26 protein-coding genes are annotated in these 25,856 nt (G+C 68.5%); 16 read left to right on the top strand and 10 right to left on the bottom strand.

Translation table 11 applies throughout. The annotated features are described in order from the left end of the window. Positions 1-23: 23 nt before the first annotated feature. Positions 24-1,136: a recombinase RecA gene (gene recA, locus BM133_RS17040; protein WP_093435990.1), complete on the bottom strand. Its 1,113-nt coding sequence runs from the start codon at positions 1,134-1,136 to the stop codon at positions 24-26. Between the two features lie 147 nt (positions 1,137-1,283). On the opposite strand from recA, the gene BM133_RS17035 reads away from it, so the two are divergent. The 3 genes from BM133_RS17035 (at position 1,284) to BM133_RS17025 (ending at position 4,066) form a co-directional block, all read left to right on the top strand. After that, on the top strand, positions 1,284-1,769 hold the full coding sequence (locus BM133_RS17035; RefSeq protein ID WP_093435987.1) for a MarR family winged helix-turn-helix transcriptional regulator: 486 nt from the start codon (positions 1,284-1,286) through the stop codon (positions 1,767-1,769). Positions 1,770-1,833: 64 nt separating this feature from the next. After that, the gene (locus tag BM133_RS17030; protein ID WP_093435985.1) at positions 1,834-2,508 is read left to right on the top strand and encodes a response regulator transcription factor; all 675 of its coding nucleotides are present in this window, start codon (positions 1,834-1,836) and stop codon (positions 2,506-2,508) included. Positions 2,509-2,623: 115 nt separating this feature from the next. Next, the gene (locus BM133_RS17025) at positions 2,624-4,066 is read left to right on the top strand and encodes a sensor histidine kinase (RefSeq protein WP_093435983.1); all 1,443 of its coding nucleotides are present in this window, start codon (positions 2,624-2,626) and stop codon (positions 4,064-4,066) included. A 45-nt stretch (positions 4,067-4,111) separates the two neighbouring features. Here the strand turns inward: BM133_RS17025 and BM133_RS17020 are convergent, their stop codons facing one another. Genes BM133_RS17020 through BM133_RS17010 form a run of 3 tightly spaced genes read right to left on the bottom strand, consistent with a single transcriptional unit; the run spans position 4,112 to position 5,763 of the window. Next, positions 4,112-4,309, bottom strand: a complete 198-nt coding sequence (locus BM133_RS17020; protein ID WP_093435980.1) for a sporulation protein — start codon at positions 4,307-4,309, stop codon at positions 4,112-4,114. A gap of 9 nt (positions 4,310-4,318) precedes the next feature. After that, positions 4,319-5,131 (bottom strand): biotin--[acetyl-CoA-carboxylase] ligase, encoded by an 813-nt coding sequence (locus BM133_RS17015; RefSeq protein WP_093435979.1) that lies wholly within the window; start codon positions 5,129-5,131, stop codon positions 4,319-4,321. A 2-nt stretch (positions 5,132-5,133) separates the two neighbouring features. Beyond that, positions 5,134-5,763, bottom strand: coding sequence for an SET domain-containing protein (locus BM133_RS17010; protein WP_093435976.1), 630 nt, complete (start codon positions 5,761-5,763; stop codon positions 5,134-5,136). A gap of 87 nt (positions 5,764-5,850) precedes the next feature. Here BM133_RS17010 and BM133_RS17005 point away from each other — a divergent pair, with 87 nt between their 5' ends. Together BM133_RS17005 and BM133_RS17000 are read left to right on the top strand one after the other, a co-directional pair. Then, positions 5,851-8,811, top strand: a complete 2,961-nt coding sequence (locus tag BM133_RS17005; RefSeq protein ID WP_093435974.1) for a DNA topoisomerase III — start codon at positions 5,851-5,853, stop codon at positions 8,809-8,811. A gap of 3 nt (positions 8,812-8,814) precedes the next feature. Then, on the top strand, positions 8,815-9,795 hold the full coding sequence (locus BM133_RS17000) for a tripartite tricarboxylate transporter substrate binding protein (protein ID WP_256219239.1): 981 nt from the start codon (positions 8,815-8,817) through the stop codon (positions 9,793-9,795). Between the two features lie 10 nt (positions 9,796-9,805). On the opposite strand, the gene BM133_RS16995 is transcribed toward BM133_RS17000, so the two are convergent. After that, entirely contained in the window at positions 9,806-10,669 is an 864-nt protein-coding gene (locus BM133_RS16995; RefSeq protein WP_093435968.1) for an oxidoreductase, read from the bottom strand. A 129-nt stretch (positions 10,670-10,798) separates the two neighbouring features. On the opposite strand from BM133_RS16995, the gene BM133_RS16990 reads away from it, so the two are divergent. Beyond that, positions 10,799-11,758 carry a LysR family transcriptional regulator gene (locus tag BM133_RS16990; RefSeq protein WP_093435966.1) on the top strand — a complete coding sequence of 320 codons (960 nt, stop codon included), beginning with the start codon at positions 10,799-10,801 and terminating at the stop codon, positions 11,756-11,758. Between the two features lie 33 nt (positions 11,759-11,791). After that, positions 11,792-11,974, top strand: a complete 183-nt coding sequence (locus tag BM133_RS16985) for a hypothetical protein (RefSeq protein ID WP_093435963.1) — start codon at positions 11,792-11,794, stop codon at positions 11,972-11,974. A gap of 13 nt (positions 11,975-11,987) precedes the next feature. Here the strand turns inward: BM133_RS16985 and BM133_RS16980 are convergent, their stop codons facing one another. Then, on the bottom strand, positions 11,988-12,869 hold the full coding sequence (locus BM133_RS16980; protein WP_093435961.1) for a gamma-glutamyl-gamma-aminobutyrate hydrolase family protein: 882 nt from the start codon (positions 12,867-12,869) through the stop codon (positions 11,988-11,990). Positions 12,870-13,014: 145 nt separating this feature from the next. Here BM133_RS16980 and BM133_RS16975 point away from each other — a divergent pair, with 145 nt between their 5' ends. Then, a complete protein-coding gene (locus tag BM133_RS16975) occupies positions 13,015-14,070 on the top strand; it encodes a sugar phosphate isomerase/epimerase family protein (RefSeq protein WP_093435958.1) in 1,056 nt (351 codons plus the stop codon). A gap of 14 nt (positions 14,071-14,084) precedes the next feature. On the opposite strand, the gene BM133_RS16970 is transcribed toward BM133_RS16975, so the two are convergent. Continuing rightward, positions 14,085-15,167: a catalase family protein gene (locus BM133_RS16970; RefSeq protein WP_093435956.1), complete on the bottom strand. Its 1,083-nt coding sequence runs from the start codon at positions 15,165-15,167 to the stop codon at positions 14,085-14,087. A 100-nt stretch (positions 15,168-15,267) separates the two neighbouring features. Beyond that, entirely contained in the window at positions 15,268-16,725 is a 1,458-nt protein-coding gene (locus BM133_RS16965; protein ID WP_093435953.1) for a MocR-like pyridoxine biosynthesis transcription factor PdxR, read from the bottom strand. An 82-nt stretch (positions 16,726-16,807) separates the two neighbouring features. On the opposite strand from BM133_RS16965, the gene BM133_RS16960 reads away from it, so the two are divergent. The 4 genes from BM133_RS16960 (at position 16,808) to dbpA (ending at position 20,558) form a co-directional block, all read left to right on the top strand. Then, positions 16,808-18,046 carry an MFS transporter gene (locus tag BM133_RS16960; protein ID WP_093435951.1) on the top strand — a complete coding sequence of 413 codons (1,239 nt, stop codon included), beginning with the start codon at positions 16,808-16,810 and terminating at the stop codon, positions 18,044-18,046. 390 nt (positions 18,047-18,436) lie between these two features. After that, positions 18,437-18,697 (top strand): hypothetical protein, encoded by a 261-nt coding sequence (locus BM133_RS16955; RefSeq protein ID WP_093435949.1) that lies wholly within the window; start codon positions 18,437-18,439, stop codon positions 18,695-18,697. Positions 18,698-18,757: 60 nt separating this feature from the next. Continuing rightward, the gene (gene infA / locus BM133_RS16950) at positions 18,758-19,024 is read left to right on the top strand and encodes a translation initiation factor IF-1 (protein ID WP_093128941.1); all 267 of its coding nucleotides are present in this window, start codon (positions 18,758-18,760) and stop codon (positions 19,022-19,024) included. An 85-nt stretch (positions 19,025-19,109) separates the two neighbouring features. Next, positions 19,110-20,558, top strand: a complete 1,449-nt coding sequence (gene dbpA, locus BM133_RS16945) for an ATP-dependent RNA helicase DbpA (RefSeq protein WP_093435947.1) — start codon at positions 19,110-19,112, stop codon at positions 20,556-20,558. Here dbpA and BM133_RS16940 read toward each other — a convergent pair. Then, on the bottom strand, positions 20,524-22,026 hold the full coding sequence (locus BM133_RS16940; RefSeq protein ID WP_093435944.1) for an MATE family efflux transporter: 1,503 nt from the start codon (positions 22,024-22,026) through the stop codon (positions 20,524-20,526). The genes dbpA and BM133_RS16940 overlap by 35 nt on opposite strands. 59 nt (positions 22,027-22,085) lie before the next feature. Between BM133_RS16940 and BM133_RS35175 the strand changes: the two genes are divergently transcribed. From BM133_RS35175 to BM133_RS16925, 4 genes are all read left to right on the top strand, one after another. Continuing rightward, a complete protein-coding gene (locus BM133_RS35175; RefSeq protein WP_177224862.1) occupies positions 22,086-22,256 on the top strand; it encodes a hypothetical protein in 171 nt (56 codons plus the stop codon). Between the two features lie 85 nt (positions 22,257-22,341). Next, the gene (locus BM133_RS16935; protein ID WP_093435942.1) at positions 22,342-22,662 is read left to right on the top strand and encodes a hypothetical protein; all 321 of its coding nucleotides are present in this window, start codon (positions 22,342-22,344) and stop codon (positions 22,660-22,662) included. Between the two features lie 15 nt (positions 22,663-22,677). After that, entirely contained in the window at positions 22,678-23,712 is a 1,035-nt protein-coding gene (locus BM133_RS16930; RefSeq protein WP_093435939.1) for a MerR family transcriptional regulator, read from the top strand. A gap of 34 nt (positions 23,713-23,746) precedes the next feature. Then, complete coding sequence (locus BM133_RS16925; protein ID WP_093435936.1) at positions 23,747-24,979, top strand: acyltransferase family protein; 1,233 nt, start codon at positions 23,747-23,749, stop codon at positions 24,977-24,979. On the opposite strand, the gene BM133_RS16920 is transcribed toward BM133_RS16925, so the two are convergent. Further along, the gene (locus BM133_RS16920; RefSeq protein ID WP_093435933.1) at positions 24,906-25,838 is read right to left on the bottom strand and encodes a fatty acid desaturase family protein; all 933 of its coding nucleotides are present in this window, start codon (positions 25,836-25,838) and stop codon (positions 24,906-24,908) included. The genes BM133_RS16925 and BM133_RS16920 overlap by 74 nt on opposite strands. Between the last annotated feature and the right edge of the window lie 18 nt (positions 25,839-25,856).

Raw genomic sequence — 25,856 nt, 5'->3', positions numbered from 1 at the left:
CGCGAAAGGCCGCTATCGAGAACTTACTCCGCTGCCGCCTTGTCGGCCTTGGGCGCCTTGGCAGGCTTCTCGGCCTTCTCGGGCTCGGACCCTGCATCGGCGGCCAAGAGCGGAATGCCCAGCGACTCGCGCACCTTGTTCTCGATCTCGCGCGACAGCTCGGGGTTCTCGCGCAGGAACTCGCGGGCGTTGTCGCGGCCCTGGCCGATCTTCTCGCCGTTGTAGGCGTACCAGGCGCCCGATTTGTCGACGATCTTGGCCGTGACGCCCATGTCGATGACCTCGCCTTCGCGGCTGATGCCCTCGCCGAACAGGATGTCGAACTCCGCCGTCTTGAACGGGGGCGAGACCTTGTTCTTCACCACCTTCACCTTGGTTTCGTTGCCGATGGCCTCGTCGCCCTTCTTGATGGTGCCGATGCGGCGGATGTCCAGGCGCACCGAGGCGTAGAACTTCAGCGCGTTGCCGCCGGTGGTGGTTTCGGGCGAGCCGAACATCACGCCGATCTTCATGCGGATCTGGTTGATGAAGATGACCATGCAGTTGGTCTTCTTGATGGTGGCGGTGAGCTTGCGCAGCGCCTGGCTCATCAGGCGGGCCTGCAGGCCGGGCAGCGAGTCACCCATTTCGCCTTCGATTTCGGCCTTGGGCGTGAGCGCGGCAACCGAGTCGATGACGATCAGGTCCACGGCGCCCGAGCGCACCAGCGAATCGACGATTTCGAGCGCCTGCTCGCCGGTGTCGGGCTGGCTGATCAGCAGGTCGGACAGGTTCACGCCGAGCTTCTGGGCGTACTGCACGTCCAGCGCGTGCTCGGCATCGACGAAGGCGCAGGTGCCGGCCTGCTTCTGCATGGAGGCGATGACCTGCAGCGTAAGCGTGGTCTTGCCCGACGATTCCGGGCCGTAGATCTCGATCACCCGGCCGCGCGGCAGGCCGCCGACGCCCAGGGCGATGTCCAGGCCGAGCGAGCCGGTGGAGACCACCTGGATGTCTTCCAGCGCCTCGCCTTCGCCCAGCCGCATGATCGTGCCCTTGCCGAACTGCTTTTCGATTTGCGCCAGCGCGGCCTGCAGGGCCTTGGCCTTTTCACTGTTGGCGACCGAGATGCTTGCGCCCTTGACGACTGCGTCCATGTGGAAATCTCCTTGAAAATCAACGGTTTGTGTCTGGTTTCAATCCATCTGCTTTTAATCACAGGCTGGATGCTTGAACAGTAGTGTAGAGGCTGATGGATTCGAGTAAACCCATTTTTTGGTCAGTTTGCTTTACCATCTGGCACCATGGCAGAAGCCGCTTTCCCGACCGATCCCGACGCCTGGCGCCAGACCCACCTGGGCCGCCTGCTGGGCCACGCGATGCGCCGTTTCGACGAGCGCGTGCTGGCGCTGATGGCGCACGACGTGGACGTGCCGCTCGCCCTCTCGAACCTCGCCGCGCGCGCCCAGGTGAGCGCCGCGCACATCCACATCACGCGGCATCTGGCGCGAGAAGGTTCGCGCCTGACCGAGATGGCCGAGCGCGCCGGCATGACCAAGCAGGCGATGGGCGCGCTGGTGGACCAGTGCGAGGCCTGGGGCCTGGTCACGCGCGGCCCCGACCCGCTCGATGCGCGCGCGCGGCGCGTGCTCTTCACGGCCGACGGCCTGGCCTGGCTGGACGCCTTCCGCAGCGCCGTGACCGAGGCCGAGCGCGAGTTCCGCAGCAGCGTCGGCGACGAGATCGCCACCGTGGTAACCATCGGTCTCGAAGCCTACACAGCGGGCTAGACTCGCCCAGAGAGACAAATGTGAACGGCGCCGGCATGGCGCCCGAACCGGCCGGAGGTGGCTCATGCGAATACTGATTGCCGAAGACGACCAGGTGCTCGCCGATGCCCTGCTGCGCAGCCTGCGCACCTCGGGCGCGGCGGTCGATCACGTGGCCAACGGCTCGCAGGCCGACACCGCGCTCATGACCCACAGCGAGTTCGACCTGCTGATCCTGGACCTGGGCCTGCCCAGCCTGCACGGCATCGAGATCCTGAAGCGCCTGCGCGCCCGCGGCTCGCAACTGCCCGTGCTGGTGCTCACCGCGGCCGACAGCGTCGAGGAGCGCGTGAAGGGCCTGGACCACGGCGCCGACGACTACATGGCCAAGCCCTTCAGCCTGCAGGAGCTCGAAGCGCGGGTGCGCGCCCTCACCCGCCGCGGCATGGGCGCCACCAGCAATGCGATCCGCCACGGCCCGCTGGTCTACGACCAGGCCGGCCGCGTGGCCACCATCGACGGCAAGATGATCGAACTGTCGGCGCGCGAACTCGGCCTGCTCGAGGTGCTCTTGCAGCGCGCCGGCCGGCTGGTGAGCAAGGACCAGCTGGTCGATCGCCTCTGCGAATGGGGCGAGGAGGTGAGCCTGAACGCGATCGAGGTCTACATCCACCGCCTGCGCAAGAAGATCGAGAAGGGCCCGGTGCGCATCGCGACGGTTCGGGGCCTCGGCTACTGCCTCGAGAAGATCCAGTCCTGATGCACCCGTATGTGCGGGAAATGCCGCGGAACCGGCTTCGCCGGGCCGCAGGCATTGCCCCCGGCAGGGCGTCGATCAAGCGACACGAAGTGCGCAAAGCCCGGGGGCAAGTCAGGTGAAGCTCTTCCAGCGCGCACAGCGCTCCCTGTTCGGCGAGATCCTCGACTGGATGCTCACGCCGCTCCTGCTGCTGGTGCCGGTGAGCATCGGCGTCACCTGGCTGGTGGCGCAGGGCATCGCCAACGCGCCCTTCGACCGCGCGCTGGAGCACAACGTCAAGGCGCTGGCCGAACTCGTGACGGTGAAGGACGGGCAGACGCAGTTCGTGCTCTCGCAGCCGGCGCGCGAGATCCTTCGCGCCGACAACGCCGGCCACGTGTACTACCAGTTGCTCGACGGCCACGACACGTTGTTGAGCGGCGATCGCGAGCTTCCGATGCCAGGCCTGGAAGAGCCGCTGCCGCCCGGCCAGGTCTTCCTGCACAACAGCGCCCTGCACGGCAAGGAAGTGCGCGTGGCCTCGCTGTGGATCGCGAGCGGCGTCGAGGACGTGCCGCCCACGCTGCTGCAGCTGGCCGAGACGCGCGAGAAGCAGTCGGTGCTCGCCATCGAGATCATCAAGGGCGTGCTGCTGCCGCAGTTCGCGATCCTGCCGCTCGCGGTGCTCTTGATCTGGCTCGCGCTGGTGCGCGGGATCAAGCCGCTGTCGGTGGTGGAGGCGCGCATCCGCGAACGGCGGCCCGGCGACCTGAGCCCGCTGGACGAATCGTCGGTGCCGCTGGAGGTGGTGCCGCTGGTGTCGTCGGTCAACGAGCTGCTGAACAAGCTCAACGATTCCATCGATACGCAGAAGCGCTTTCTTGCCGACGCGGCCCACCAGCTCAAGACGCCGCTCGCGGGCCTGCGCATGCAGGCCGACCTGGCGCAGCGCGAAGGCGCCAATGCCGACGAGCTCAAGCAGTCGCTCAAGCAGATCGGCCGCGCCAGCGTGCGCGCCACGCACACGGTGAACCAGCTGCTGTCGCTCGCGCGCGCCGAAGGCAACAGCGCCAGCACCCACCGCCAGCCCTGCGACCTCGCGCGGCTCACGATCGAGGTGGTGCGCGAGGCCGTGCCGCGCGCGATCGAGAAGCGCATCGACCTGGGCTACGACGGCGCGGAGGCTGGCGCACCCGGCGTGATGTTCGATGGCAACCCGACGCTCCTGAAAGAGCTGGTGCGCAACCTCGTGGACAACGCGCTCAACTACACGCCCTCCACGCCCGATCACCCCGGCGTGATCACCGCGCGCGTGCTGGCCGACCCCTTCGGCCATGTGCTGCTGCTGCAGGTGGAGGACAACGGCCCGGGCATCGCCGAGTCCGACCGCGAACTGGTGTTCGAGCCCTTCTACCGCGTGCTGGGCAACGAGGCCGACGGCTCGGGGCTGGGCCTGCCGATCGTGCGGGAGATCGCGAACCAGCACCACGCGCAGGTGAAGCTGGAGGACGCGCATCCCGGCAAGCACCCGCCCGGTGCGCGCTTCACGGTGCGCTTCGAGAACGGGGCGCTGCCCTGACTGCGACGTGCGCGACCCGCGCGACCCGCATGACCCGCGACGCGGTCAAGGCGCCGGCGCGCCCGCCTTCGCTTCCTTGCGCACCTGCACCCACTCGGGCTTGATCTGCCGTGCCATGCGCTGCGGCTCGCGCTCGTTGAGGCTGGCCGGCGCAAGGCCGAAGCCCACCAGATCGCCGCGTGCCCACAGGAAGTAGCCGGCGTTGGCCAGCAGCAGGACGATCAACGCCAAGCGCAGTTTCATGGGTGTTGTTCAGAGCGCCATGCCGCGAGGGCGCACGCTCACTTCGTCGCTCGTGATGGTTTGCAGGCCCGCGCGCGTGCGCACCTGCAGTTCGCCGCTCCAGGCCACGCCTTCGCAGACGCCCTCGGTGCCGTCGCTGAGCACCACCTCGCGCCCGCGCAGCACGTCGCGCGCGGCAAAACGTTCGGCGAACTGCGCGAAGCCCTGGGCCTCGAAGGCGAGCACGCTGCGCACCAGCGGCTCGGCCAGTTCGCGCAGCACTTCGGGCGCGGTCGCATCAGCGCGCCACTGGCGCAGCCAGGCCGGCGGCGTGCGCATGCCGTCGGATTCGCGCGCGCCGATGTTGATGCCGATGCCGATGACCACGTAGCGCTGCGCGCCCGGTCCGGCGGTGTGCGGCGATGCGGTCTCGATGAGGATGCCCACCAGCTTGCGGTCGTTCACCCAGACATCGTTGGGCCACTTCAGGCCCACCTTGTGTGCTCCCGAAGGGTCGAGGCCTTCGGCCACGCTGACCCCGACGGCGAGCGACAGGCCCGACCAGTCGGCCGGCGCAAGCGGCAGGCCGACCGAGAACAGGAGCGACGTCTGCTCCTGGCTCTGCGGCGCGCTCTGCCACGCGCGGCCGAGGCGGCCGCGGCCCGCGGTCTGGCGCTCGGCCACCAGCAGCACCGGCTCGATGCGGCCGGCGCGCGCGCGGCGCATCAGCTCGGTACTGGTGGAATCGATCTCGGCCACGGCCTCGACCGTGAACCCGGGCAGGAGCGGCGCCACCGCCGCAGTGATCCTGTCTTCCTGCCAGGCGACCGTGGTGTTGCCCATGCTCAGTCCTTGCCGGACTTGTCCTTCCTGGACTTCTTTTTCTCGTCTTTTTTCTCAGCCTTCTTGTCGGCTTTCTTGTCGGCCTTCCTGGCTTCTTTCTTCTCGGCCTTTTTCTTTTCAGCCTTCTTTTTGGCTTTTTTCTTCTTTTTCTTTTCTTCGTCCTTATCCTTGGGTGTCAGCAGCGTGCCGCGGCACTGCTCGGAGCCGCACCAGCAAGGAAATTCGGACAGGAGCTTTTCCGTGTAGGGCTCGTCGATGATCAGGCCGTAGTCGTAATTGAGCTCTTCGCCTGCAGCGATGTTGCGCAGTGCCTTGATATAAACGCGCCCATCGGTTTCGTCGGCCTCGCAGTTCGGCTCGCACGAGTGATTGATCCAGCGGGCATCGTTGCCCTTGACGTTGCCGTCGATCACGCGACCGTCGTCGATGTGGAAGTAGAAGGTGTGGTTCGGCTGGGCCGGGTCATGCGGATGGCGGCGCAGCGCCTCTTTCCAGTTGATGACCTCGCCCTTGTATTCGATCAGCGTTTCGCCTTCGGCCAGGTCCTGCAGGGCGAACACGCCGTTGCCGTGGACATCCGAGCGCCGCATCTGAATGCGGCGGCCGGCGAGTTGTGGGGATTTGGAAGGCATCGCCGAAGTCTGTTAGTTTGAATATGCACACATGCGTGTGCGCGCGTGCGCACACGCGGGAAGCCGCAGAGTATAGAGAGCCCTTAGATGACAAAGACGTTGGTAATCGCAGAAAAGCCGTCGGTGGCACAGGACATCGTCCGTGCCCTCACGCCGGTGGCCGGCAAATTCGACAAACATGACGAGCATTTCGAGAACGACAGCTATGTCGTGACCAGCGCCGTCGGTCACCTGGTCGAAATCCAGGCGCCCGAGGAATTCGACGTGAAGCGCGGCAAGTGGAGCTTTGCCAACCTGCCGGTGATCCCGCCGCACTTCGACCTGAAGCCGGTCGACAAGACCAAGACGCGCCTGAACGCGGTGGTCAAGCAGGCCAAGCGCAAGGACGTGACGCAGCTCATCAACGCCTGCGACGCGGGCCGCGAGGGCGAGCTGATCTTCCGCCTCATCGAACAGTACGCCGGCGGCAAGACGCCGCTGGGCAAGCCGGTCAAGCGCCTGTGGCTGCAGTCGATGACGCCGCAGGCCATCCGCGACGGCTTCGATGCGCTGCGCACCGAAAAGCAGATGCAGGGCCTGGCCGACGCTGCGCGCTCGCGCTCCGAGGCCGACTGGCTGGTGGGCATCAACGGCACGCGCGCCATGACGGCGTTCAATTCGCGCGACGGCGGCTTCTTCCTGACGACCGTGGGCCGCGTGCAGACGCCGACGCTCTCCGTCGTCGTGGAGCGCGAGGAGCAGATCCGCAAGTTCGTCTCGCGCGACTACTGGGAAATCCACGGCAGCTTCGCGGCCGAAGCCGGCGAGTACCCGGGCAAGTGGTTCAACCCCGACTGGAAGAAAGCGAATGCGCCGCTGCTGGCCAATGGCGAGCCCGATGCCGAGCAGCGCGCCGACCGCGTCTGGAACGAACAGGACGCGGTGGCCATCGCCAACGCCGCGCGCGGCAAGCCCGCCACGGTGACCGAAGAGAGCAAGCCCACCACGCAGGCCTCGCCGATGCTGTTCGACCTGACCTCGCTGCAGCGCGAGGCCAACGGCCGCTTCGGCTTCAGCGCCAAGACCACGCTCGCGCTGGCCCAGAGCCTGTACGAACGCCACAAGGCGCTGACCTACCCGCGTACCGATTCGCGCGCGCTGCCCGAGGACTATCTGCCGGTGGTCAAGGACACCATGGAGATGCTCGCCAACAGCGGCATGAAGCACCTGGCGCCGTTCGCCAAGCAGGCGGTCGACGGCAACTACGTCAAGCCCAACAAGCGCATCTTCGACAACGCCAAGGTGTCGGATCACTTTGCGATCATCCCGACGCTGCAGGCCCCGAGCGGCCTGAGCGATGCCGAGCAGAAGCTCTATGACTTCGTGGTGCGGCGCTTCATGTCGGTGTTCTTCCCGAGCGCCGAACACCAGGTGACCACGCGCATCAGCACGGTCGAGCAGGGCGGCAAGAAATACCCGTTCCGCACCGACGGCAAGGTGCTGGTGAAGCCGGGCTGGCTGGCGATCTACGGCAAGGAAGCGCAGGACGACGAGAAGGAAGACGACAAGGACGGCAAGCGCCTCGTGCCGGTGAAGCCGGGCGAGATCGTCCACACCGAATCGGCCGACACCAAGGGCCTGAAGACGCGCCCGCCCGCGCGCTATTCCGAAGCGACGCTGCTCGGTGCCATGGAAGGCGCGGGCAAGACCATCGACGACGATGAGCTGCGCGAAGCCATGCAGGAGAAAGGCTTGGGCACGCCAGCCACGCGCGCGGCCACCATCGAAGGCCTGATCACCGAGAAGTACATGCTGCGCGAAGGCCGCGAGCTGATCCCGACGGCCAAGGCCTTCCAGCTCATGACGCTGCTGCGCGGCCTGGGCGTGGAGGAACTCTCCAAGGCCGAGCTCACAGGCGAGTGGGAATACAAGCTCGCGCAGATGGAGAAGGGCGCCTTGAGCCGCGACGCCTTCATGCGCGAGATCGCCCAGATGACGGAACACATCGTCAAGAAGGCCAAGGAATACGACCGCGACACCGTGCCCGGCGACTACGCCACGCTCGCGACGCCGTGTCCCAACTGCGGCGGCATCGTGCGCGAGAACTACCGCCGCTACGGCTGCGTCGGCAAGAGCGGCACGGGCGAAGACGCCTGCGGCTTCTCGTTCGGCAAGTCGCCGGCAGGGCGCACCTTCGAGGTGGTCGAGGCCGAGGCGCTCCTGCGCGACAAGCACATCGGCCCGCTGGAAGGCTTCCGCTCCAAGGCGGGCTGGCCCTTCACCGCCGAGATCATCCTCAAGTACGACGAGGAAGAATCCAAGAACTGGAAGCTGGAGTTCGACTTCGGCGACGACAAGAACGGCGACACCGGCGAGATCGTCGACTTCAGCGAGCAGGACACCGTGGGCCCGTGCCCGGTGTGCGGCGCGCCGGTGTTCGAGCACGGCAGCAACTACGTCTGCGAGAAGTCGGTGCCGACCAATGCGCAACCCACGCCCAGCTGCACCTTCAAGACCGGCAAGATCATCCTGCAGCAGCCGGTGGAACGTGCGCAGATGGAAAAGCTGCTGGCCACCGGCAAGACCGACCTGCTCGACAAGTTCGTGAGCATGCGCACGCGCCGCGCCTTCAAGGCCTTCCTCACGTGGAACGCCGAAGAAGGCAAGGTGACCTTCGAATTCGCGCCGCGCGAAGGCGGCAGCAAGTTCCCGCCGCGCAAGACCTTCGGCAAGCCGGCGGCCAAGACCGCAGCCGCCAAGAAGGTCGCTGCGAAGAAGACGCCCGCAGCCAAGAAGGCACCGGCTGCGAAGAAGGCGGCTGCGCCGCGCAAGCCCGGCGCGGGCCTGAAGCCCAGCGACTCGCTGGCCGCGGTGATCGGCGCCGATCCGGTGGCGCGCACCGAGGTCATCAAGAAGCTGTGGGACTACATCAAGGCCAACGGCCTGCAGGACGCGACCAACAAGCGCGCGATCAATGCCGACGCCAAGTTGAAGCCCGTGTTCGGCAAGGACCAGGTGACGATGTTCGAACTCGCGGGCATCGTGGGCAAGCACCTCTCGGCGCTCTGAGCCATGCGGCGCAGACGCCTTGCCGCTGGTCTGGCTGCAGCGATGCTGCTGGGCGGCGCGGGCCTGGCGCAGGCGGCTGCGTGGCCCGACAGGCCCGTCAAGCTGGTCGTGCCTTTCCCGCCCGGGCAGGCCACCGACATCTTCGCCCGCGCGCTCGCCGAGCAACTCGGCAAGCGGCTGGGCCAGCCGGTGATCATCGACAACAAGGCCGGCGCGGGCAGCAACATCGGCACCGAGTTCGTGGTGCGTGCGCCGCCCGACGGCTACACGCTGGTGGTGGCGGGCAGCGCGATGGCGGTGAACCAGACGCTCTACGCCAAGCCGGGCTTCGATCCGCGCAAGGATTTGGTCGGCATCTCGCTCATCGCCAAGGTGCCGCTGGTGTTCCTGGCCACGCCCGAGAGCGGCATCCGCACGCTGGCCGACCTCACGGCGCGCGCCAAGGCCGAGCCCGGGCGCCTGAGCTACGCGAGCGCCGGCATCGGCGGCACGCAGCACCTGTCGGGCGAGATGTACAAGTCGGCCGCGCATGTGTTCATCACGCACATTCCGTACCGCGGCAGCGGACCGGCGCAGTCGGATTTCCTGGGCAACCAGGTGCAGTTGATGGTCGATTCGGTGACGGCTGCGCTGCCGCACATCAAGTCGGGCAAGGCCATTGCGCTCGCGGTGACTTCGGCGACGCGCTCGTCGCAACTGCCAGAGGTGCCCACCGTGCGCGAGAGCGGCGTGGCCGGCACGAAGAACTTCGAGGCCGTCGGCTGGCTCGGCCTGATGGCGCCGCGCGGCACGCCGCCCGACATCGTGGAACGGCTGAACCACGAGGTGAACGACCTATTGAAGAGCGAGCAGATGGCGCGCTTCATCCGCGAGCGGGGCGCCGAGCCCGCACCCACGAGCGGTGCCGAGTTCGACCGCTTCGTGGCGAGCGAGATCGGCCTCTGGGGCGCGGCGGTCAAGGCCTCGGGCGCGAAGCCCGAGTAACCCAGGCCGCTCAGGCCTGGGAGAAGTCGGTCGAGACCGACAGCGCTTCCCACGCCTTGATCTCTTCCTGCAGCAGGCCGAGCTTCTCGCGCACCACCTTCACCGCATCCGGGCCGAGCAGGAGGTGCGCGGGCGGGTTGGCCACTTCGGTGATCCGGATCATGGCCTGCGCCGCCTTCACCGGATCGCCGTCCTGCTTGCCGCTGCGGGCCAGGCGCCGCTCGCGCACCGGGCCCATCACCGAGGCGTAGTCGGCAATGCTCTGCGGCGCGCGCACCATCGAGCGGCCCGCCCAGTCGGTGCGAAAGCCGCCGGGCTCCACGGCCGTCACGTGGATGCCGAAGCTCGCCACTTCCTTGCCCAGCGCCTCGGAGATGCCCTCCAGCGCGAACTTGCTGCCGTGGTAATAGCCCAGCCCCGGAAAGGTCACGATGCCGCCCATCGAGGTGATGTTGAGGATGTGCCCGCGGCGGCGCGCGCGCATGAAGGGCAGCACGGCCTTGGCCATGGCGACGGCGCCGAACACGTTCACCTCGAACTGCTGGCGCAGTTCGTCGAGCGACGATTCCTCGACCGTGCCTTCGTGGCCGTAGCCCGCGTTGTTGACCAGCACGTCGATAGGGCCGACCGAGGCCTCGACCTCGGCGACCACGCGATCGACATCGGCGGAATGCGTGACGTCGAGCAGGCGGCCGAACGAGCGGCCGGGCTGCAGCGCGTCGAACTCGGCGCGGGCGGCCTCGTTGCGCAGCGTGCCGACCACGCGGTGGCCGGCGGCGAGGGCTTCTTGCGCCAGCGCACGGCCGAAGCCGCTGCTGACGCCGGTGATGAACCAGGTCCTGGGGGTGCTTGAAGAAGTGGGAGCGGAAGTCATGGCGATGTCCTTTGTGCGAGGGATGAAAGGTCGATGGACAGACTTTGCGCGCGCCGCTTCGCTTTGATAACCCATCCAATCGACGAAGCACCTTGAAGGTTTTCTTCAAGATCGACCAGAATCGAAGCCATGCGCCAGGACCAGCTCGACGGACTCGTCACCTTCGTGGCCGTGGCCGAAACGCGCGGTTTCTCGGCCGCGGCGGTGCGGCTCGGCGTCTCGCCCTCGGCGGTGAGCCAGGCCGTGCGGCTGCTCGAAAAGCGCGTCGGTGCGCCGCTCTTCAACCGCACCACGCGCAGCGTGAACCTCACCGAAGCCGGCGCTCGCTTTCTCGAACGCATACGCCCGGCGGTGCAGGAACTGGCCTCTGCATCCGACGAACTGAGCGACAACGCGGCGCGCCCCTCGGGCCTGCTGCGGCTCACGGTGCCGCGCGCGGCCTACCTGTTCGCGCTGCAGCCGGTGCTCGGCGAGTTCCTCCGCACGCATCCGCAGATCGACGTCGAGGTGTCCATCGACAGTTCACTGGTCGACATCGTGGGCATGGGCTTCGACGCCGGCATCCGCTTCGGCGGCATGGTCGAGCGCGACATGGTGGGCGTGAAGGTCGGGCCGCCGCTGGCCAACTGCATCGTCGCCGCGCCGCGCTACCTGGCCGCGCGCGGCACCCCGACACATCCGCGCGACCTGCTGGCGCACGACTGCATCGGCTTTCGCTTCGCGAGCTCGGGCCAGATGGAACGCTGGGAGTTCGAGAAGAACGGCGAGGCGATGACGCTCGCGGTCACGGGCCGCCTGGTGATGAACGACGTGGCCGTGATGCTCGATGCGGCGGTCGACGGCATCGGCATCGCCAACCTGATCAGCAGCTACACCGAGCGGCACATCGAAGACGGACGCCTGGTGCAGCTCTTGGCCGACTGGACCACGCCGCTGCCCGACCTGGTGCTGTACTACCCCGACCGCAAGCGCGTGCCGCCCAAGCTGCGCGCGCTGATCGACTTCCTGCATGGCGCCCACGGATCCCAGCCAACAACCCTGCCGCTGGCGGGTGTGTTGTTACAGGGGCGGAAAAGCGCCGGCCTATAGTGGCCGCAGTCCCACCATTGCCTGGAGTTTGACGTGAAGCCATTCATTGCAGCCGTTCTTGCCATCGCGATGGGCGCCCTGATTGCGGGCTGCGCCGGCACGGGATCGGCAGCGGGCAACGGCGACCGTGCGGCCTCGTCGGGCAGCGGCGTCACGGTGTTCGGCACCATCGACGCCAGCGTCAGCGGCAGCACGAGTCGCTCCGACCGGCGCTGAGCCGGTCGACGCGTCAGCGCCGCAGCAGCGCCTGGCGCAGCACCCGCGCGGCGCGGTCGCGGATCTTGCCGGAGCCCGAGCCCGGCGACGTCTTCGGCGCAACCTTGGCGGTGGCGCAGGCCCACAGGAAGTCATGCAGGATCGGCGTGTCGTCGACCGTCTCGGTGCTGCCGTACTTGTGGAATTCGGGGTGCCACTGGGTCGCGGCGATGTAGCTGCGGCCGCGGTCCGGCCGGCGGCGAATGGCCTCGGGCACGCGGTCGGGCACGCTCCAGGCCTCGATGTCGAAACCCGGTGCGATGTCCTTCACGCCCTGGTGGTGGATGCTGTTGACGCGCGCCGTGTCCACCTGCGGATAGAGCTTGGACAGCCGCGTGCCCTTCACGATTTCGATCTCGTGGAAATTCTGGTCGTAGGTCACCGGGTCGCGGTGCCGGAGGCCCCCCTCGTGCTGCTCCTCGATGTCCTGGTAGAGCGTGCCGCCGAAGGCCACGTTGATCAGCTGCAGTCCGCGGCACACGCCGAAGACGGGCTTGCCGGCCTGCTCGAAAGCCTCGACCAGCGCGAGGTCGTAGAGATCGCGGATCTGGTCGCCGATCCACGCATCCTTGAGCGGCACCTCGCCGTAGCTGCCGGGCCAGACGTCGGCGCCGCCGTGCATCACCACGCCATCGAGCCACTCCGCGTAGTGCGAGAGCTTGGTGTCGCCGCGCGCCGTTTCGCCGGTAGGGCAGGGCACCATCACCACCATGGCCCCGGCCGACATGAGCCAGTGCGCGATCGATTGCTCGACGTATTGCAGCGTCTTGTTGGTGAAGAGCGAGCGGGCCGGATCGGCGTGCGAGAAGCAGGCGGACAGGCCGATCTTGAGCCGGGCGGAAACGGGTTGCGTCATCGCGGGACTGTCAGCATGAACTGATCGGAAAGTGCGGGAGGGGCGGAAAGGAAAGTCCATTGTGGCTCGTTGGCCTCTCGCACGGGGTCGGACGACACGCCAAGTATGCTTTCAACGCCGCCACGACGCATAAGGAAGACAAGCCATGAAAACGATCAAGGGCCCCGCCATTTTTCTGGCCCAGTTCGCCGGAGACACCGCCCCCTTCAACACGCTCGACGGCATCGCCGGATGGGCCGCCGGCCTCGGCTACAAGGGCGTGCAGATTCCAAGCTGGGACGCGCGCCTCTTCGACCTGAAAAAGGCCGCCGAGAGCAAGACCTACTGCGAGGAGGTGAAGGGCACGCTCGCCAAACACGGGCTCGAAATCACCGAGCTTTCGACGCACCTGCAGGGCCAGTTGGTCGCGGTGCATCCGGCCTACGACGCGGGCTTCGATGGCTTCGCGGCGCCCGAGGTGCGCGGCGATCCCGTGAAGCGCCAACAGTGGGCGGTGGCGCAATTGCACTTCGCGGCCAAGGCCTCGGCCAACCTGGGGCTCACGGCGCACGCGACCTTCTCGGGCGCGCTGGCATGGCCGTACCTCTACTCGTGGCCGCCGCGCCCGCCGGGGCTCATCCAGGAAGCCTTCGACGAACTCTCGCGCCGCTGGCGTCCCATCCTCGATGCCTTCGATGCGGCGGGCGTGGACGTGGGCTACGAGATCCACCCCGGCGAAGACCTGCACGACGGCGTGAGCTACGAGATGTTCCTGGAACGCGTCGGCAACCACCCGCGCGCCTGCCTGTTGTACGACCCGAGCCACTTCATGCTGCAGCAGCTGGACTACCTCGCCTACATCGACCACTACCACGAGCGCATCAAGATCTTTCACGTGAAGGACGCCGAGTTCAACCCGACCGGCAAGCAGGGTGTGTACGGCGGCTTCCAGAGCTGGATCAACCGGGCAGGGCGCTTCCGGTCGCTGGGCGACGGGCAGGTCGACTTCAAGGCGATCTTCTCGAAGATGGCGCAGTACGACTTCCCCGGCTGGGCGGTGCTCGAATGGGAGTGCTGCATCAAGCACCCGGAAGACGGCGCGCGCGAAGGGGCGACCTTCATCGCCGACCACATCATCCGCGTGGCCGACCGGGCCTTCGACGACTTCGCGGCGGGCGGCGTGGACGTGGCATCGAACCGGAAGATGCTCGGCCTGGGCTGAAGGGCTGAACCCGCTCAGCGGTGCAGCGGACAGCCGTTGCGTTCGCTTCGGTAGTTCGACGAGGCGGCGTACGCGGCCTTGCGCGCACGCATCACGTGGCCCAGCGGCCGGTGCGCGGCCAGCGCGTGCCAGGGGTTGAAGGCCATGCCGTCGTCGATCTCGCGCGCAAGGTCATCGCTCCAGCCGGCCTGCGGGCCGATGCCGATGCGCGCCACGGGCACGAAGGGGCTCAGGTCCTGCGGCCATTCGACCGAGGCGTCCTCGACCGGCATGCGTTCCAGGTCCACGCACAGCTGCACGCGCAGTTCCCATTCGGCGGCCTGCTGGCGCACGGCGTCCATGACCGCTTCGCGCGTGCCGTCGGGCTTGCCGTCCAGGTCGATGGGCTGGCCCTCCAGCGCCACCAGGTTGGGCGAGACCGGCACCAGTTGCAGCTTCGCGATGTAGTTGCCGTAGCGGATCGGCACCTGCGTGAAGAAGGTCGCGCCCAGCGGATGGACCTCGGGGTGGCCGCCCATGGCGATCAACTTGCCGCTCTGGCCGCCCACCGCTTCCACGGCTTTCTCCACGCCCTGCAGCACGCTGGAGAGCACGCGCTTGGCGTTGGGCGCCTTGTCGGTGGTGCCGGCGAGCAGCTTCAGGCTCTTGAGGAACCCCTTGGCGTCGGGCGCGAGGAACACGGGCCCGTCGACGAACAGGAAGTCTTGCGTGGTGTGGGCCTCCGAGCCTTCCACGCGTTCGCCTTCGACGTCCATCACCTTGAGCGCCATGCCGCGCGGCAGCGAGACGCGGTCGTCCAGCATTTCGGCGGGCGGCGTGGAGATGCGCATCGCGACCGCATGGCGGCCCGGCGTGGCGAAGAGGCCCTGCGCCAGCGGCTCGGGCAGGCCATCGAGCACGCGCAGTTCGCCACGCAGCAGGCCGTGGCTCTTGGCATGCACGCTGCGCGCCGCGTGGCCGGTGTGGTCGGCCATGGTGCGGGACATGCCCAGGAGCGTGGCGACGAGTTCGGCCTGGGTCTGGAGCTCGTCGTCGGCCAGCGTCTCCACGGACGGGTCGAAGCGCACGGGGGCGGTGGAAAGCGTGGCGGTGTTCATCGGCGGTCTTTCTTCTGCGTGGGACGTGCAGCGACGATCCGGCGCCCCCGCGAGCCGCCTTGTAGGAGCGCAGCGCCAATGCGTGCGCGAAGGGCGGCGCTCAGAGCAGTGCGGCGAGGCGGCGGATCGCGCCGTCGATCTGCGATTCGTCGATCAGCCCGTAGCCGAACGCGAGGCCGTTGGGCACATCGGGCGCCTGCGGGTCCAGCGCGAAGCGCGAGAGCGGCGGCAGCGTGATGCCGGCCGCGGCGGCGCGCTCGACCACGGCGTGGTCGCGCGTGCCGGTGCGCAGCCAGGCCGACAGGTGCAGGCCCGCGTCGGACGGAATCACTTCGAGCCGACCCGCGCAGTGCCTGGCCAGCGCGTCGAGCAGCGCGGCGCGGCGCGCGCCGTAGACCTTGCGCATCTTGCGGATGTGGCGCGCCAGATGCCCTTCGGCGATGAAGGCGGCGAGCGCCTCCTGCCCGAGCACCGGCCCGTGCCAGTCGGCCAGCTCGCGCGCCCGCACCAGCGCCGCGCGCGCCCACGGTGGCGCGACCACGAAGCCGAGCCGCAGCGCGGGGAACAGGCTCTTGGAGAACGTGCCGACGTAGCAGACCGATTCGGCGCGATCGAGCGTCTGCAGCGCATCGAGCGGGCGGCCGGCGAAGCGGAATTCGCTGTCGTAGTCGTCCTCGATGACGACTGCGTTGCGCGCCCGCGCGAACGCCAGCAGCGCGGCGCGGCGCTGCGGCGACATCGCGACGCCCGTCGGGAACTGGTGCGAGGGCGTCACGCAGATCACGCGCGCCTCGGGCGGCAGGCGGTCGACGCACAGGCCTTCGACATCGGTCGGCACGGTGATCACCTTCGCGCCCGCGGCCGTCATGGCCTCGCGCAGCGAGGGATAGAAAAGCTGCTCGACCGCAACCACGGTGCGCCCCGGCACGACCAGGATGCGCGCGAGCAATCCGAAGGCCTGCTGCGCGCCGGCGGTGACCACGATGTCGTCGGCCGTGCAGCCGACCGCGCGCGTGAACGACACGTGCCTGGCGATCGCCTCGCGCAGCGCGGCCTGGCCCTGCGGCTCGGCGTAGTCGGCCGGCTTCCGCGCAAGGCGGCGCAGCGCGCGGTCGGACAGGCGGCGCCAGATGTCGAAGGGAAACGCGCCGGTGTCGGGCAGGCCGACGCGGAAATCGTCGCGCGCGCGTTGCGGCTGCAGCGTGGGCGCGAGGTCGGCGCCTGGCACGTTCAACGGCACCAGCCGCGGGTCGCGCCGGGTCGATGTGCCCTTGGACGCGCGGCCGCGGCGCGACTGCGGCAAGGTGTCGGCCACATAGGTGCCGGCGCCGGGGCGCGCGAGCAGGTAGCCCTCGCTCAAGAGCAGGTCGTAGGCCGCGAGCATGGTGTTGCGCGACACGCCCAGCCGCCCGGCGAGCGCGCGCGTGGCGGGCAGGCGCGCGCCGGGCTGCAGCCGGCCATCCAGGATGGCGGCGCGCAGCTGCCGGTGCACCTCGCGCAGCAGATCGCGCGAGCCAGTGCCCGGCAAGCGGATGGCGAGTTCGAAAAGTGGCTCCATGAAGTTCGAGGATTGTGGTTCTTTTGCAGAGCCAATCACAAGCCTATTCTGAAGGCCTCAGAACGCTCACCGGAGTCCCGCCATGAACACCGAACCCCTCGCCGCGCAACCCGCCGAACGCTTGCCTCTCAGCCTGGCGTGGCTGGCGCTGGGCGCTTTCGCCCTGGGCACTGAAAGCTTCATGGTGGTCGGCCTGCTGCCCATGCTGGCGGCCGACCTGCAGGTGAGCGCCACGCGCGTCGGGCAACTGGTGCTGCTGTTCGCGCTGAGCTACGCCATCGGCTCGCCGCTGATGGCCGCGCTGCTCGCGCGCTTCGGCCGGCGGCCGCTGCTGGTCGCCAGCCTCGCGGCGTTTTCCGGCATCACGCTGGCCGCGTCGATGGCGCAGGGCTTTGCGCAACTGGCGCTGGCGCGGGTCGCACTCGGATTGGTGGCCGGCGTGTTCCTGCCGACCGCCAGCGCGGTGGCGGCCTCGATGGTGTCGCCCGCGCTGCGCGGCCGGGCGCTCGCCATCGTGACGGGCGGCGGCACGGTGGCGGTCGCCCTCGGCGTGCCGCTGGGCGCGTGGATTGCGGGCTGGGGCGGCTGGCGCACGGCCTACCTGCTGGTCGCCGCAGTGGCGGCACTGGCCGCCTGGGGCGTGGCCATCGGTCTGCCGCGCGGCCTGGCTTCGGCGCCGGCCCCTGCCGCGCGCGCGCCGTCCTTCGCGGTCACCCGCGCGCCCGGCGTGCTGCCGGCGCTGCTGACCTCCGTGCTGTGGACCACCGGCGGCTTCAGCTTCTATACCTACATCGCGTCGTTCCTGTCGGGCACGGTGGGCTTCGGCGCCCAGGGCGTGAGCGCCGTCTTCTGCGCGATCGGCGTCGCGGCGGCCCTGGGCACCGCGACCGGCGGCTGGGCCACCGACCGCTTCGGCGCCGACCGCGTGGCGCAGGCCTTCGCACTGGTGCTGGTGGCGATCTTCGGCGGGCTGTCGTTCTCGGCGCAGATGCTGCCGCGCGACGTGGCGCTGCCGCTGATCGTGGCGTTGTCGGCGCTCTGGGGCTTTGCAGGCTGGGGGTTCGGTCCGGCGCAGGCGGTGCGGCTGATCCGATTGGCGCCGGACCGCGCGCCGATGACGCTGTCGCTCAACGCCTCGGCGATCTACCTGGGCATCGCGGCAGGCTCTGCGCTGGGCGGCGTGGTGATCGAGCTGTTCGGCGTGAGCGCCGTGGGCTGGGCCGGCGCCGCCAGCCAGCTCGCGGGGCTGGGCCTGATGTTGCGCGCCGCCCACAGGTCGCGGGCCGCGCTTTCGTCGGCAACATCGCCGCTGGCTGCCTGATTGCGCGGTGTTTCGCTATATTTTCAATAGCAAACTTCGCAGGAACGATCGTCCTTCGCGGGCCCATCCGGGGCCCGCTTTCTTTTGAGGCGGGCAACTGTCATGCCCGTCAAGCTATAATGGCGGGTTCGTTTCGATACCACGACGAAGCACTTCGTCATATTGCCGGCTGACCTGCACTGTCCCTTGGATTCTTCAGGCCCCCCACACTTTCAGCCGGCTCCACAGTGTGTTGGAGCGCCAGACCGGGCGCCCATGATTGCCACCACTGCCTTCGTTCTTGTTGAAGCGAATAGCGCGTCCGCCGCGCCATTCCGGCCGGCCCACGCCCGTTTTCAATTATTTTTCAGGCACTTCGCGTCCAACATTCGCGCGCTGTGCCAAGGCTCCATGGACATCATTCAACACAGTATCGCGGTGGGCAAGTACCTTGTTTCCCCGCTCATTCGACACCAGGACGACGGCCATTTCGCCGCCTCCGTCTCGATCCGCTCCGGACACGGCAGCGGCATGCACGACCGCGTGATGCGTTTCACGCCGCGTTTTGCCAGCCATGCCGCCGCCCTGCGCTATGCCATCGACCAGGGCCTTTGCTGGGTGCGCGAGCGCAACACGCGCCAGGCACCGCTCGCCTTGCCGTGCGCAGGCTGAAACAATCACGCCCATCTTCATATCCAACACACATCGAACGAGATTCAGAGGTAACCAAGCATGCCCAAGGAAGAACTGATCGAAATGAACGGCGCAGTGACCGAAGTCCTGCCCGACTCGCGCTACCGCGTCACGCTGGACAACGGCCATCAGCTGATCGCCTACAGCGGCGGCAAGATGCGCAAGCACCACATCCGCATCCTGGCGGGTGACAAGGTGTCGCTCGAACTCTCGCCCTACGACCTGACCAAGGGTCGCATCACCTTCCGCCACCTGGAACGTCGCGGCCCGCCGCCGACCGGCGGCAACAACTCCCCCCGCCGCTGATCCGCGACGGACAAGAGGCCTTGCGGCACCCCGCGATGGGTGCCGGCAAGGCCTTTGTTTTTCCCGGGCCCCGGCTGCTGAAACGATGACAACGACCAATCCCACAGCCGACGGCCCGCAAGCCCCGGCCGACACCCACGGCTTCGCCACCCTGGCGCTCTCGCCCCAGATGCTGGCCAACCTCACCCAGCTGGGCTACACGCAGATGACGGCCATCCAGGCCGCCGCGCTGCCGCCGGCGCTGCTCGGCAAGGACCTGATCGCCCAGGCCAAGACCGGCAGCGGCAAGACCGCCGCCTTCGCCCTTGCGCTGCTCGCCAACCTCAACGCACGCCGCTTCGCCATCCAGGCGATGGTGCTGTGCCCGACGCGCGAGCTGGCCGACCAGGTCACCACCGAGATCCGGCGCCTGGCGCGCGCGGAAGAAAACATCAAGGTGGTCACGCTCTGCGGCGGCGTCGCGCTGCGCGGGCAAATTGCCAGCCTGGAGCACGGCGCGCACATCGTGGTGGGCACGCCGGGCCGCATCATGGACCACCTGGAGCGCGGCAACCTGGACCTCTCGGCGCTCAACACGCTGGTGCTCGACGAAGCCGACCGCATGCTGGACATGGGCTTCTTCGAAGACATCGTGAAGGTCGCCCGCCAGTGCCCGAAGGAGCGCCAGACGCTGCTCTTCTCGGCCACGTACCCCGAAGGCATCGCCAAGCTCGCGCAGCAGTTCATGAAGAGCCCGCAGCAGATCACGGTGCAGGCGCAGCATGAAGGCAGCAAGATCCGCCAGCGCTGGTACCAGGTGAAGGACAGCGAGCGGCTGCACACCGTGAGCCTGCTGCTCGACCATTTCCGCCCCGTCAGCACGCTGGCCTTCTGCAACACCAAGCAGCAGTGCCGCGACCTGGTCGAGGTGCTGCAGGCGCAGGGCTTCAGCGCGCTGGCGCTCTTCGGCGAGCTGGAGCAGCGCGAGCGCGACCAGGTGCTGGTGCAGTTCGCCAACCGCAGCTGCTCCGTGCTCGTGGCCACCGACGTGGCGGCGCGCGGCCTGGACATCTCGCACCTCGAAGCGGTGATCAACGTCGACGTGACGCCCGATTCCGAGATCCACATCCACCGCGTCGGCCGCACCGGCCGCGTGGGCCAGTCGGGCGATGCCGAGGGCCTCGCGCTGAACCTGGCCAGCATGAACGAGATGGGCAGCGTCGGAAAGATCGAGCAGCTGCAGGGCCGCGAATCCGAATGGCATGAACTGGCCGAGCTCACGCCCGGCAAAGGCGCGCCGCTGCAGCCGCCGATGGCCACGCTGCAGATCGTGGGCGGGCGCAAGGAAAAGATCCGCGCCGGCGACGTGCTGGGCGCCCTCACCGGCGACTGCGGCTACACCAAGGACCAGGTCGGCAAGATCAACGTCAACGAGTTCTCGACGTACGTGGCCGTGGACCGTGCCATCGCTGCAGAAGCGGCGCACAAGCTCGGCAGCGGCCGCGTCAAGGGCAAGTCGGTCAAGGTGCGGCTGCTGACGCTGCAGGACCAGTAACGGCCGCCGGCTGCGGCGTGGCGAGCGCCGCGGCATCTCCATGCGCCGAGGTCGGCGCCACCGGGGCGTCGAGCACCGGTGCGAGTGCAGGTGCAGATGCAGGCGCCTTCATCGACGGCTCCTGCCGCGCCAGCTTGGCCGCCAGCCGGAACGCCACCACCACCGCCAGCAACCCGAAGATCGACGAGCCCACGGCCTGTCCGACGAGCACGCCGGCCGCGCCGTGGTGCGAGCCCCACCAGGCGAACGGAATCGTGCCCAGCGTGGCGCGCCCCCAGTTGAAGAAAGTCGACAGCAGCGGGTGCCCGAGGTTGTTGAACGACGCGTTCGCCACGAACAACCCGCCCGAGAAGAAGAAGCTCGCCGCGAGCCACGTGCAGAAGAGCGCGATCAGTTCGGCCGCCTGCCCCTCGGCCGAGAACGCGCGGATCAGCACGCCCTGGCCCAACGCCAGCACCAGCCAGGCGACGGCCACCGAGGCCACCATGAACAGCAGGCTGTCGCGCAGCCCCTCCTGCACGCGGCGGTACTGGCCGGCGCCGAGGTTCTGCGCCAGGATCGGCCCGACCGCGCCGCTCAGCGCATAGACCAGCCCGAAGGCCACCGGGCTCAGCCGGTCGATGGTCGCCGCGCCCGCCACCGCCGAGGGCCCGAACTGTGCGATCGCATGCGTGACGAACGCAGCGCCCACGGGCGTCGCCAGGTTCGTCAGCACCGCCGGCCCCGCAACGCTCGCCAGCGCACGCGCGTCGCCCGCCAGCCGCGATGCCTCGAAGCGCCCGAGCATCCGGTGCTTCACCATCACGCCATGCAGCCCGATGGCCGCGAGCACCATGCGCGAGACCACCGCGCTGATCGCCGCGCCGTCGAGTCCCAGGCCGAAACCGAAGATCAATATCGGGTCGAGCACCGCCGTCACGAAGGCCGCCGCGAGCGTGACCGTCATCGAGCGGCGCGCATCGCCGATGGAGCGCAGCAGCGCCGAGCACGCCATGCCGAGGCCCAGGAGCGGCAGCGTGTGCACCGTCACCGCGAGGTAGCGCTGCGCGAGCCGCGCCGTCTCGCCCTCGGCGCCGAGCGCGTGCAGCGCCGGGTGCAGGAAGAAGGCCGTGCCGCTGCCCACCACCACCGATGCGGCCGTCATCAGCACGAGGCTCGAGGTGGCGATGCGCCGCGCATCCGCCGCACGGCCGGCACCCACCGTGCGCGACACCACGGCCGCGATGCCGATGGTGAGGCCGATGCACAGCGACGCATGAAAGAACCCCACCACGCCCGCGAAACCGACCGCCGCCGCCGTCTCTTTCTCCCCGAGCAGCGAGATGTAGAAGAGGTTGATCAGGTCGACCGCGAACACCGCGATCAACCCGATGGCACCGGTGCCCGCCATCACGCAAACGTGGCGCAGGAGCGAGCCCGAAACGAAGCGCGGACGCTCGACGGCACCCGCCGTTTCGGTTATTGGCATATGAAATCCTCGATGTGGCCTAATTGCAGGTTCGAACATCACTTTTACCCGAGCTTTTCATGCCCAAGACATTCCGTACCGAAGCCGAACGCGTTGCCACCCCGAAGCCGACGCCGCTGCCCGGCTACGCCCTGCCCAAGACCGGCGGTGGCCAGAAGGTCAGCCTGGAACGCGGCACCGCAACGCGCAGCAAGAAGAACCCTGGCAAGCGCGCCAAGAAGGGCGGCTGATCCAGCCCCTCTGGCTCCCCGGGAGCCACGACGAACGCGCCCCCGGGCGCGTTTTGTCATTGGGCCAGCTATAAACAAGGCCGCGATGTCCGACGACAACCAGATCTTCATTCCGCCCTCGTTCTTCGCGGTCTACAGCGATGCGCGCCAGCGTTTGAGCGAACCGATCGGCGTGGTGCGCGAGCGCTACGAGATCTGCGAGGACCTGGCCAACCACCTCGTGGGCCACGCGCAGATCCAGCACCACACCGAGGTGCCGGTCGAGAGCGAGATCCTGCGGCGCATCCACGCGGGGCTGGCGACGCCGGAATCGGGCGTGTCGCCCGCCGAGGCCGGCTGGATCGTGCAGCGCCTGGCCGAGCTGCTGGGCTGGCAAGGCCCCGAGCCGGCGCCTGCCGACGACTGACACAAGAGGCGCAAGGTGCTGCTCAAGGTCGGCGAACTCGCCAGACACACCGGCCTCACGGTGCGCACGCTGCACCACTACGACGCCATCGGGCTGCTCGCCCCCTCGGCGCGCTCGGACGCCGGCTACCGGCTCTACAACGCCGCCGACATCGGCCGGCTGCACGCCATCCAGGCGCTGCGGCTGCTGGGGCTCCCGCTGGCGGAAATCGCCGGACTGCTGGGCGCGGAAAGCGGCGCGCTGCCCACGATCATCCAGCGCCAGATCGCATCGCTCGACCAGCAGATCGCACAGGCCACGGCCTTGCGTGAACGGCTGGGCCTGCTCGAACAGCGCCTCGCAGAAGGCGCGCAGCCCGACATGAAGGACTGGCTCGCCACGCTGGAGCAGATGACCGCCTATGGCCGCTACTTCAGCCCCGCCGAGATCAAGTCGCTGATGGCCAACTCGAGCGCCGTGGCCAGCCAGTGGCCGCCGCTCATCGCCGACGTGGCCGCGCTGATGGCGCGCGGCGTGCCCGCCGATGCACTCGAGGTGCAGCCGCTCGCCGCCCGCTGGATGAACCTCATGGGCCAGTGGATGGACGGCAACCACGACCTCATCGCACGCTGGGGCGAGATGTACCGGCGCGAGCCGGTGGCGCGGCGCGACGACGGGCCGCCGGCCGAACTGATCGACTACATCGAACAGGCCATCGGCCTGCGGATGGCCGCGCTGCTGCGCCACCTGGACACCGAAGACTTCGCACGCCTGGGCAAGCCGCCCGAAGACGAATGGCGGCGCCTGGGCGAAGCGCTCGCGGCGCTTCAGGCCCGCAACGTGCCGCCCGGGGACGATGCGGTGCAGGCCATCGCGCTCGCCTGGGTGCGGCTCTTCGATGCCTTCACCGACCACGACCCGGCGCTGGCCGCGCGGCTGATGAAGGCCATGGCCACGGAGCCGGTGCTGCAGGCGGCCGCCGTGGTCGGCCCCGCGGTGCGCGACTACCTCCTGCAGGCCATCGCCGTGCGCCAGCAAAAAAATCCGGCGCCCGGCCCCGCCACCCCTTGACCCTGACGTTGCGTGAGGTCCAACAGTCGGCCCCATGAACAACGCCCACACCCCCCAACGGCTCCACGCGCTCGACAATCTCCGCGCCCTGATGATGTGGCTCGGCATCGTGCTGCACGTGGCCATCAACCACCTCACCGTCGCCTCGCCGCTGCCCTGGCGCGACCCGAAGACCTCGCCGGTGGCCGACATGCTGCTGCTCTTCATCCACAGCTTCCGGATGCCGGTGTTCTTCGTGCTGGCCGGATTCTTCGTCGCGCTGCTGGTCGCACGGCGCGGCGCGGACGGCATGCTGAAGAACCGCGGCCTGCGCCTCGCGCTGCCCTTCGCGGTGTTCTGGCCGCCGCTCTTCGTGCTGACCACGGTGCTGGCGATGGTCTACATCCACCTGACCGTGCGCGGCGTGCCGGGCATCGACACCGCGCTCACGCCCGCGCGGCAGCCCGGCGGCTCGCCCTTCAACACGATGCACCTGTGGTTCCTCTACCAGCTGTTCTGGTTCAGCGTCGTGGCCTGGGCCGGCGTGCGGCTGCAGCGCTTCGTGCCGGTGCGGCTGCGCGATGCCGTCGCCCGCGGCTTCGCCTTGCTCGCGGAACGCCGCTGGGGCTTCGTGGTGCTCGCGCTGCCGCTGGCTGTGACGGGCGCTTTTCAGCCGTCCGGGTTCGTGATGGAAAGCAGCGCCTTCCTGCCTTCTTTCTCCGAGTGGGTGCAGAGCGGCCTGTTCTTCGTGTTCGGCTGGTACCTGCACCGCGACCAGGAGCGCCTGCTCGCGCGCTTCGCTGCGCGCTGCAAGGGCCATGCGCTGGCCGGGCTGGCCTTCTTCATTGCGACGATCGCGCTGCTGGGCGCGCTGCACGAGCCCGGTGCGCACCGCCTGCCGCACCCCGAGTTCTGGATCGCCTTCGCCTACAACGCGACCTCGTGGCTCTGGAGCCTGGCGCTGATCGGCGGCTTCGTGCGCTATGTGCCGCGCCAGAACGCGGTGCTGGCGTACCTCTCGCAAAGCTCGTACTGGGTGTACCTGGTGCACATGCTGGGCACCATCGGCTTCGGCATCCTGCTGTTCAACGCGCCGCTCGGCGCAGTCGCGAAGATGGGCCTCAACATCGGGGCCACCTCGCTGGTGGCGCTCGCAAGCTACCAGTTGCTGGTGCGCTGCACGCCCATCGGCACGCTGCTGAACGGCCGGCGAGTCACGCGGGAGCAGCGGCAGTCGCCTGCCTCAGCAGGTGCAGGTAGCCAGGCTGCACTTCCATCCGATCGGTGATGCCCCGGCGCAGCAGCAGGCGATGCGCCTTCGGCAGCGCCCAGCAGGGCAGGCTGGTGAACATGTGGTGCTCGCAGTGGTAGTTGACCCAATAGGGCGCGATGAAGATGCGCTCGACCAGGTTGGCATGCGTGGTGCGCGCCTGGCGCAGCGGGTCGGACTCGTTCTGCGCCACCAGCGCATGCTCGGCGATGTTGCGCACGCGGCTCACGAGCGGGAGCCAGGTCGCCATCGGCAGCAGCCACATGAGCACCCACGCCCACCAGTAACCGGCCAGCGCGAAGGCCAGCAGGCCGAGGCCGTTGCCGATGAGGAAGCGCCGGTCCTTCGCGATCTCGCGGCCGAGCACCTTCAGTGCCGACTCGCCCGGCGCGCGCCGGCGGATGCCCTCGGCGATGTGCCCGAAGCGCTGCTTGTAGAAGGTCTGCCCGCTCAGGTCGCGCACGACCTTGCGCCACATCGATTCGCGCGTGATCGGGAAGGGCGCCGACAGCACGAGGTCCGGGTCCTCGGTCTGCTGCACGAAGCGGTGGTGCTGCAGGTGATAGGGCCGGTAGTCGCGCAGCGTGTACGAGCACAGCCAGTGGCCGACCCAGTCGTTGACCTTGCGGCTGCGGTGCAGGCCCGCATGCGCCGCGTCGTGCATGAGGATGAAGAGCCCCAGCTGCCGTGCGCCCACGACCGGCACCATGAGCGCAACGGTCCACGGCCACACGATGCCCGCGAGCATCGCCGCGCCGACGACGCCCCAGCAATGCGCCACCAGCCACAGGCCTTTCCATGACGAACGGCTGGTGAGCGATTGCCACTCTTCGGGCGTGAAGAAGTCCTCGGGTTGGGCGCGGGGTGCGACGGCCATCGGGCCAGTATGCGCTGG

The organism is Variovorax sp. 770b2 (assembly GCF_900115685.1).
Classification (GTDB): Bacteria; Pseudomonadota; Gammaproteobacteria; order Burkholderiales; family Burkholderiaceae_C; genus Variovorax.
The sequence above is the reverse complement of the archived record's forward strand: the minus strand, read 5'-3'. Positions and strand labels throughout refer to the sequence as shown.

Bases quoted from the DNA above. Each gene is read 5' to 3' on its own strand.
- BM133_RS16975 (WP_093435958.1), top strand. From the start codon at position 13,015: ATGAAAACGATCAAGGGCCCCGCCATTTTTCTGGCCCAGTTCGCCGGA.
- BM133_RS16995 (WP_093435968.1), bottom strand. From the start codon at position 10,669: ATGACTTCCGCTCCCACTTCTTCAAGCACCCCCAGGACCTGGTTCATC.
- BM133_RS16970 (WP_093435956.1), bottom strand. From the start codon at position 15,167: ATGAACACCGCCACGCTTTCCACCGCCCCCGTGCGCTTCGACCCGTCC.
- BM133_RS17005 (WP_093435974.1), top strand. From the start codon at position 5,851: ATGACAAAGACGTTGGTAATCGCAGAAAAGCCGTCGGTGGCACAGGAC.
- BM133_RS17035 (WP_093435987.1), top strand. From the start codon at position 1,284: ATGGCAGAAGCCGCTTTCCCGACCGATCCCGACGCCTGGCGCCAGACC.
- BM133_RS16965 (WP_093435953.1), bottom strand. From the start codon at position 16,725: ATGGAGCCACTTTTCGAACTCGCCATCCGCTTGCCGGGCACTGGCTCG.
- BM133_RS17000 (WP_256219239.1), top strand. From the start codon at position 8,815: ATGCGGCGCAGACGCCTTGCCGCTGGTCTGGCTGCAGCGATGCTGCTG.
- BM133_RS16925 (WP_093435936.1), top strand. From the start codon at position 23,747: ATGAACAACGCCCACACCCCCCAACGGCTCCACGCGCTCGACAATCTC.
- recA (WP_093435990.1), bottom strand. From the start codon at position 1,136: ATGGACGCAGTCGTCAAGGGCGCAAGCATCTCGGTCGCCAACAGTGAA.
- BM133_RS16980 (WP_093435961.1), bottom strand. From the start codon at position 12,869: ATGACGCAACCCGTTTCCGCCCGGCTCAAGATCGGCCTGTCCGCCTGC.
- BM133_RS16960 (WP_093435951.1), top strand. From the start codon at position 16,808: ATGAACACCGAACCCCTCGCCGCGCAACCCGCCGAACGCTTGCCTCTC.
- BM133_RS35175 (WP_177224862.1), top strand. From the start codon at position 22,086: ATGCCCAAGACATTCCGTACCGAAGCCGAACGCGTTGCCACCCCGAAG.
- BM133_RS16935 (WP_093435942.1), top strand. From the start codon at position 22,342: ATGTCCGACGACAACCAGATCTTCATTCCGCCCTCGTTCTTCGCGGTC.
- BM133_RS17030 (WP_093435985.1), top strand. From the start codon at position 1,834: ATGCGAATACTGATTGCCGAAGACGACCAGGTGCTCGCCGATGCCCTG.
- BM133_RS16990 (WP_093435966.1), top strand. From the start codon at position 10,799: ATGCGCCAGGACCAGCTCGACGGACTCGTCACCTTCGTGGCCGTGGCC.
- BM133_RS16955 (WP_093435949.1), top strand. From the start codon at position 18,437: ATGGACATCATTCAACACAGTATCGCGGTGGGCAAGTACCTTGTTTCC.
- BM133_RS16920 (WP_093435933.1), bottom strand. From the start codon at position 25,838: ATGGCCGTCGCACCCCGCGCCCAACCCGAGGACTTCTTCACGCCCGAA.
- BM133_RS17015 (WP_093435979.1), bottom strand. From the start codon at position 5,131: ATGGGCAACACCACGGTCGCCTGGCAGGAAGACAGGATCACTGCGGCG.
- dbpA (WP_093435947.1), top strand. From the start codon at position 19,110: ATGACAACGACCAATCCCACAGCCGACGGCCCGCAAGCCCCGGCCGAC.
- BM133_RS16940 (WP_093435944.1), bottom strand. From the start codon at position 22,026: ATGCCAATAACCGAAACGGCGGGTGCCGTCGAGCGTCCGCGCTTCGTT.
- BM133_RS17020 (WP_093435980.1), bottom strand. From the start codon at position 4,309: ATGAAACTGCGCTTGGCGTTGATCGTCCTGCTGCTGGCCAACGCCGGC.
- infA (WP_093128941.1), top strand. From the start codon at position 18,758: ATGCCCAAGGAAGAACTGATCGAAATGAACGGCGCAGTGACCGAAGTC.
- BM133_RS17010 (WP_093435976.1), bottom strand. From the start codon at position 5,763: ATGCCTTCCAAATCCCCACAACTCGCCGGCCGCCGCATTCAGATGCGG.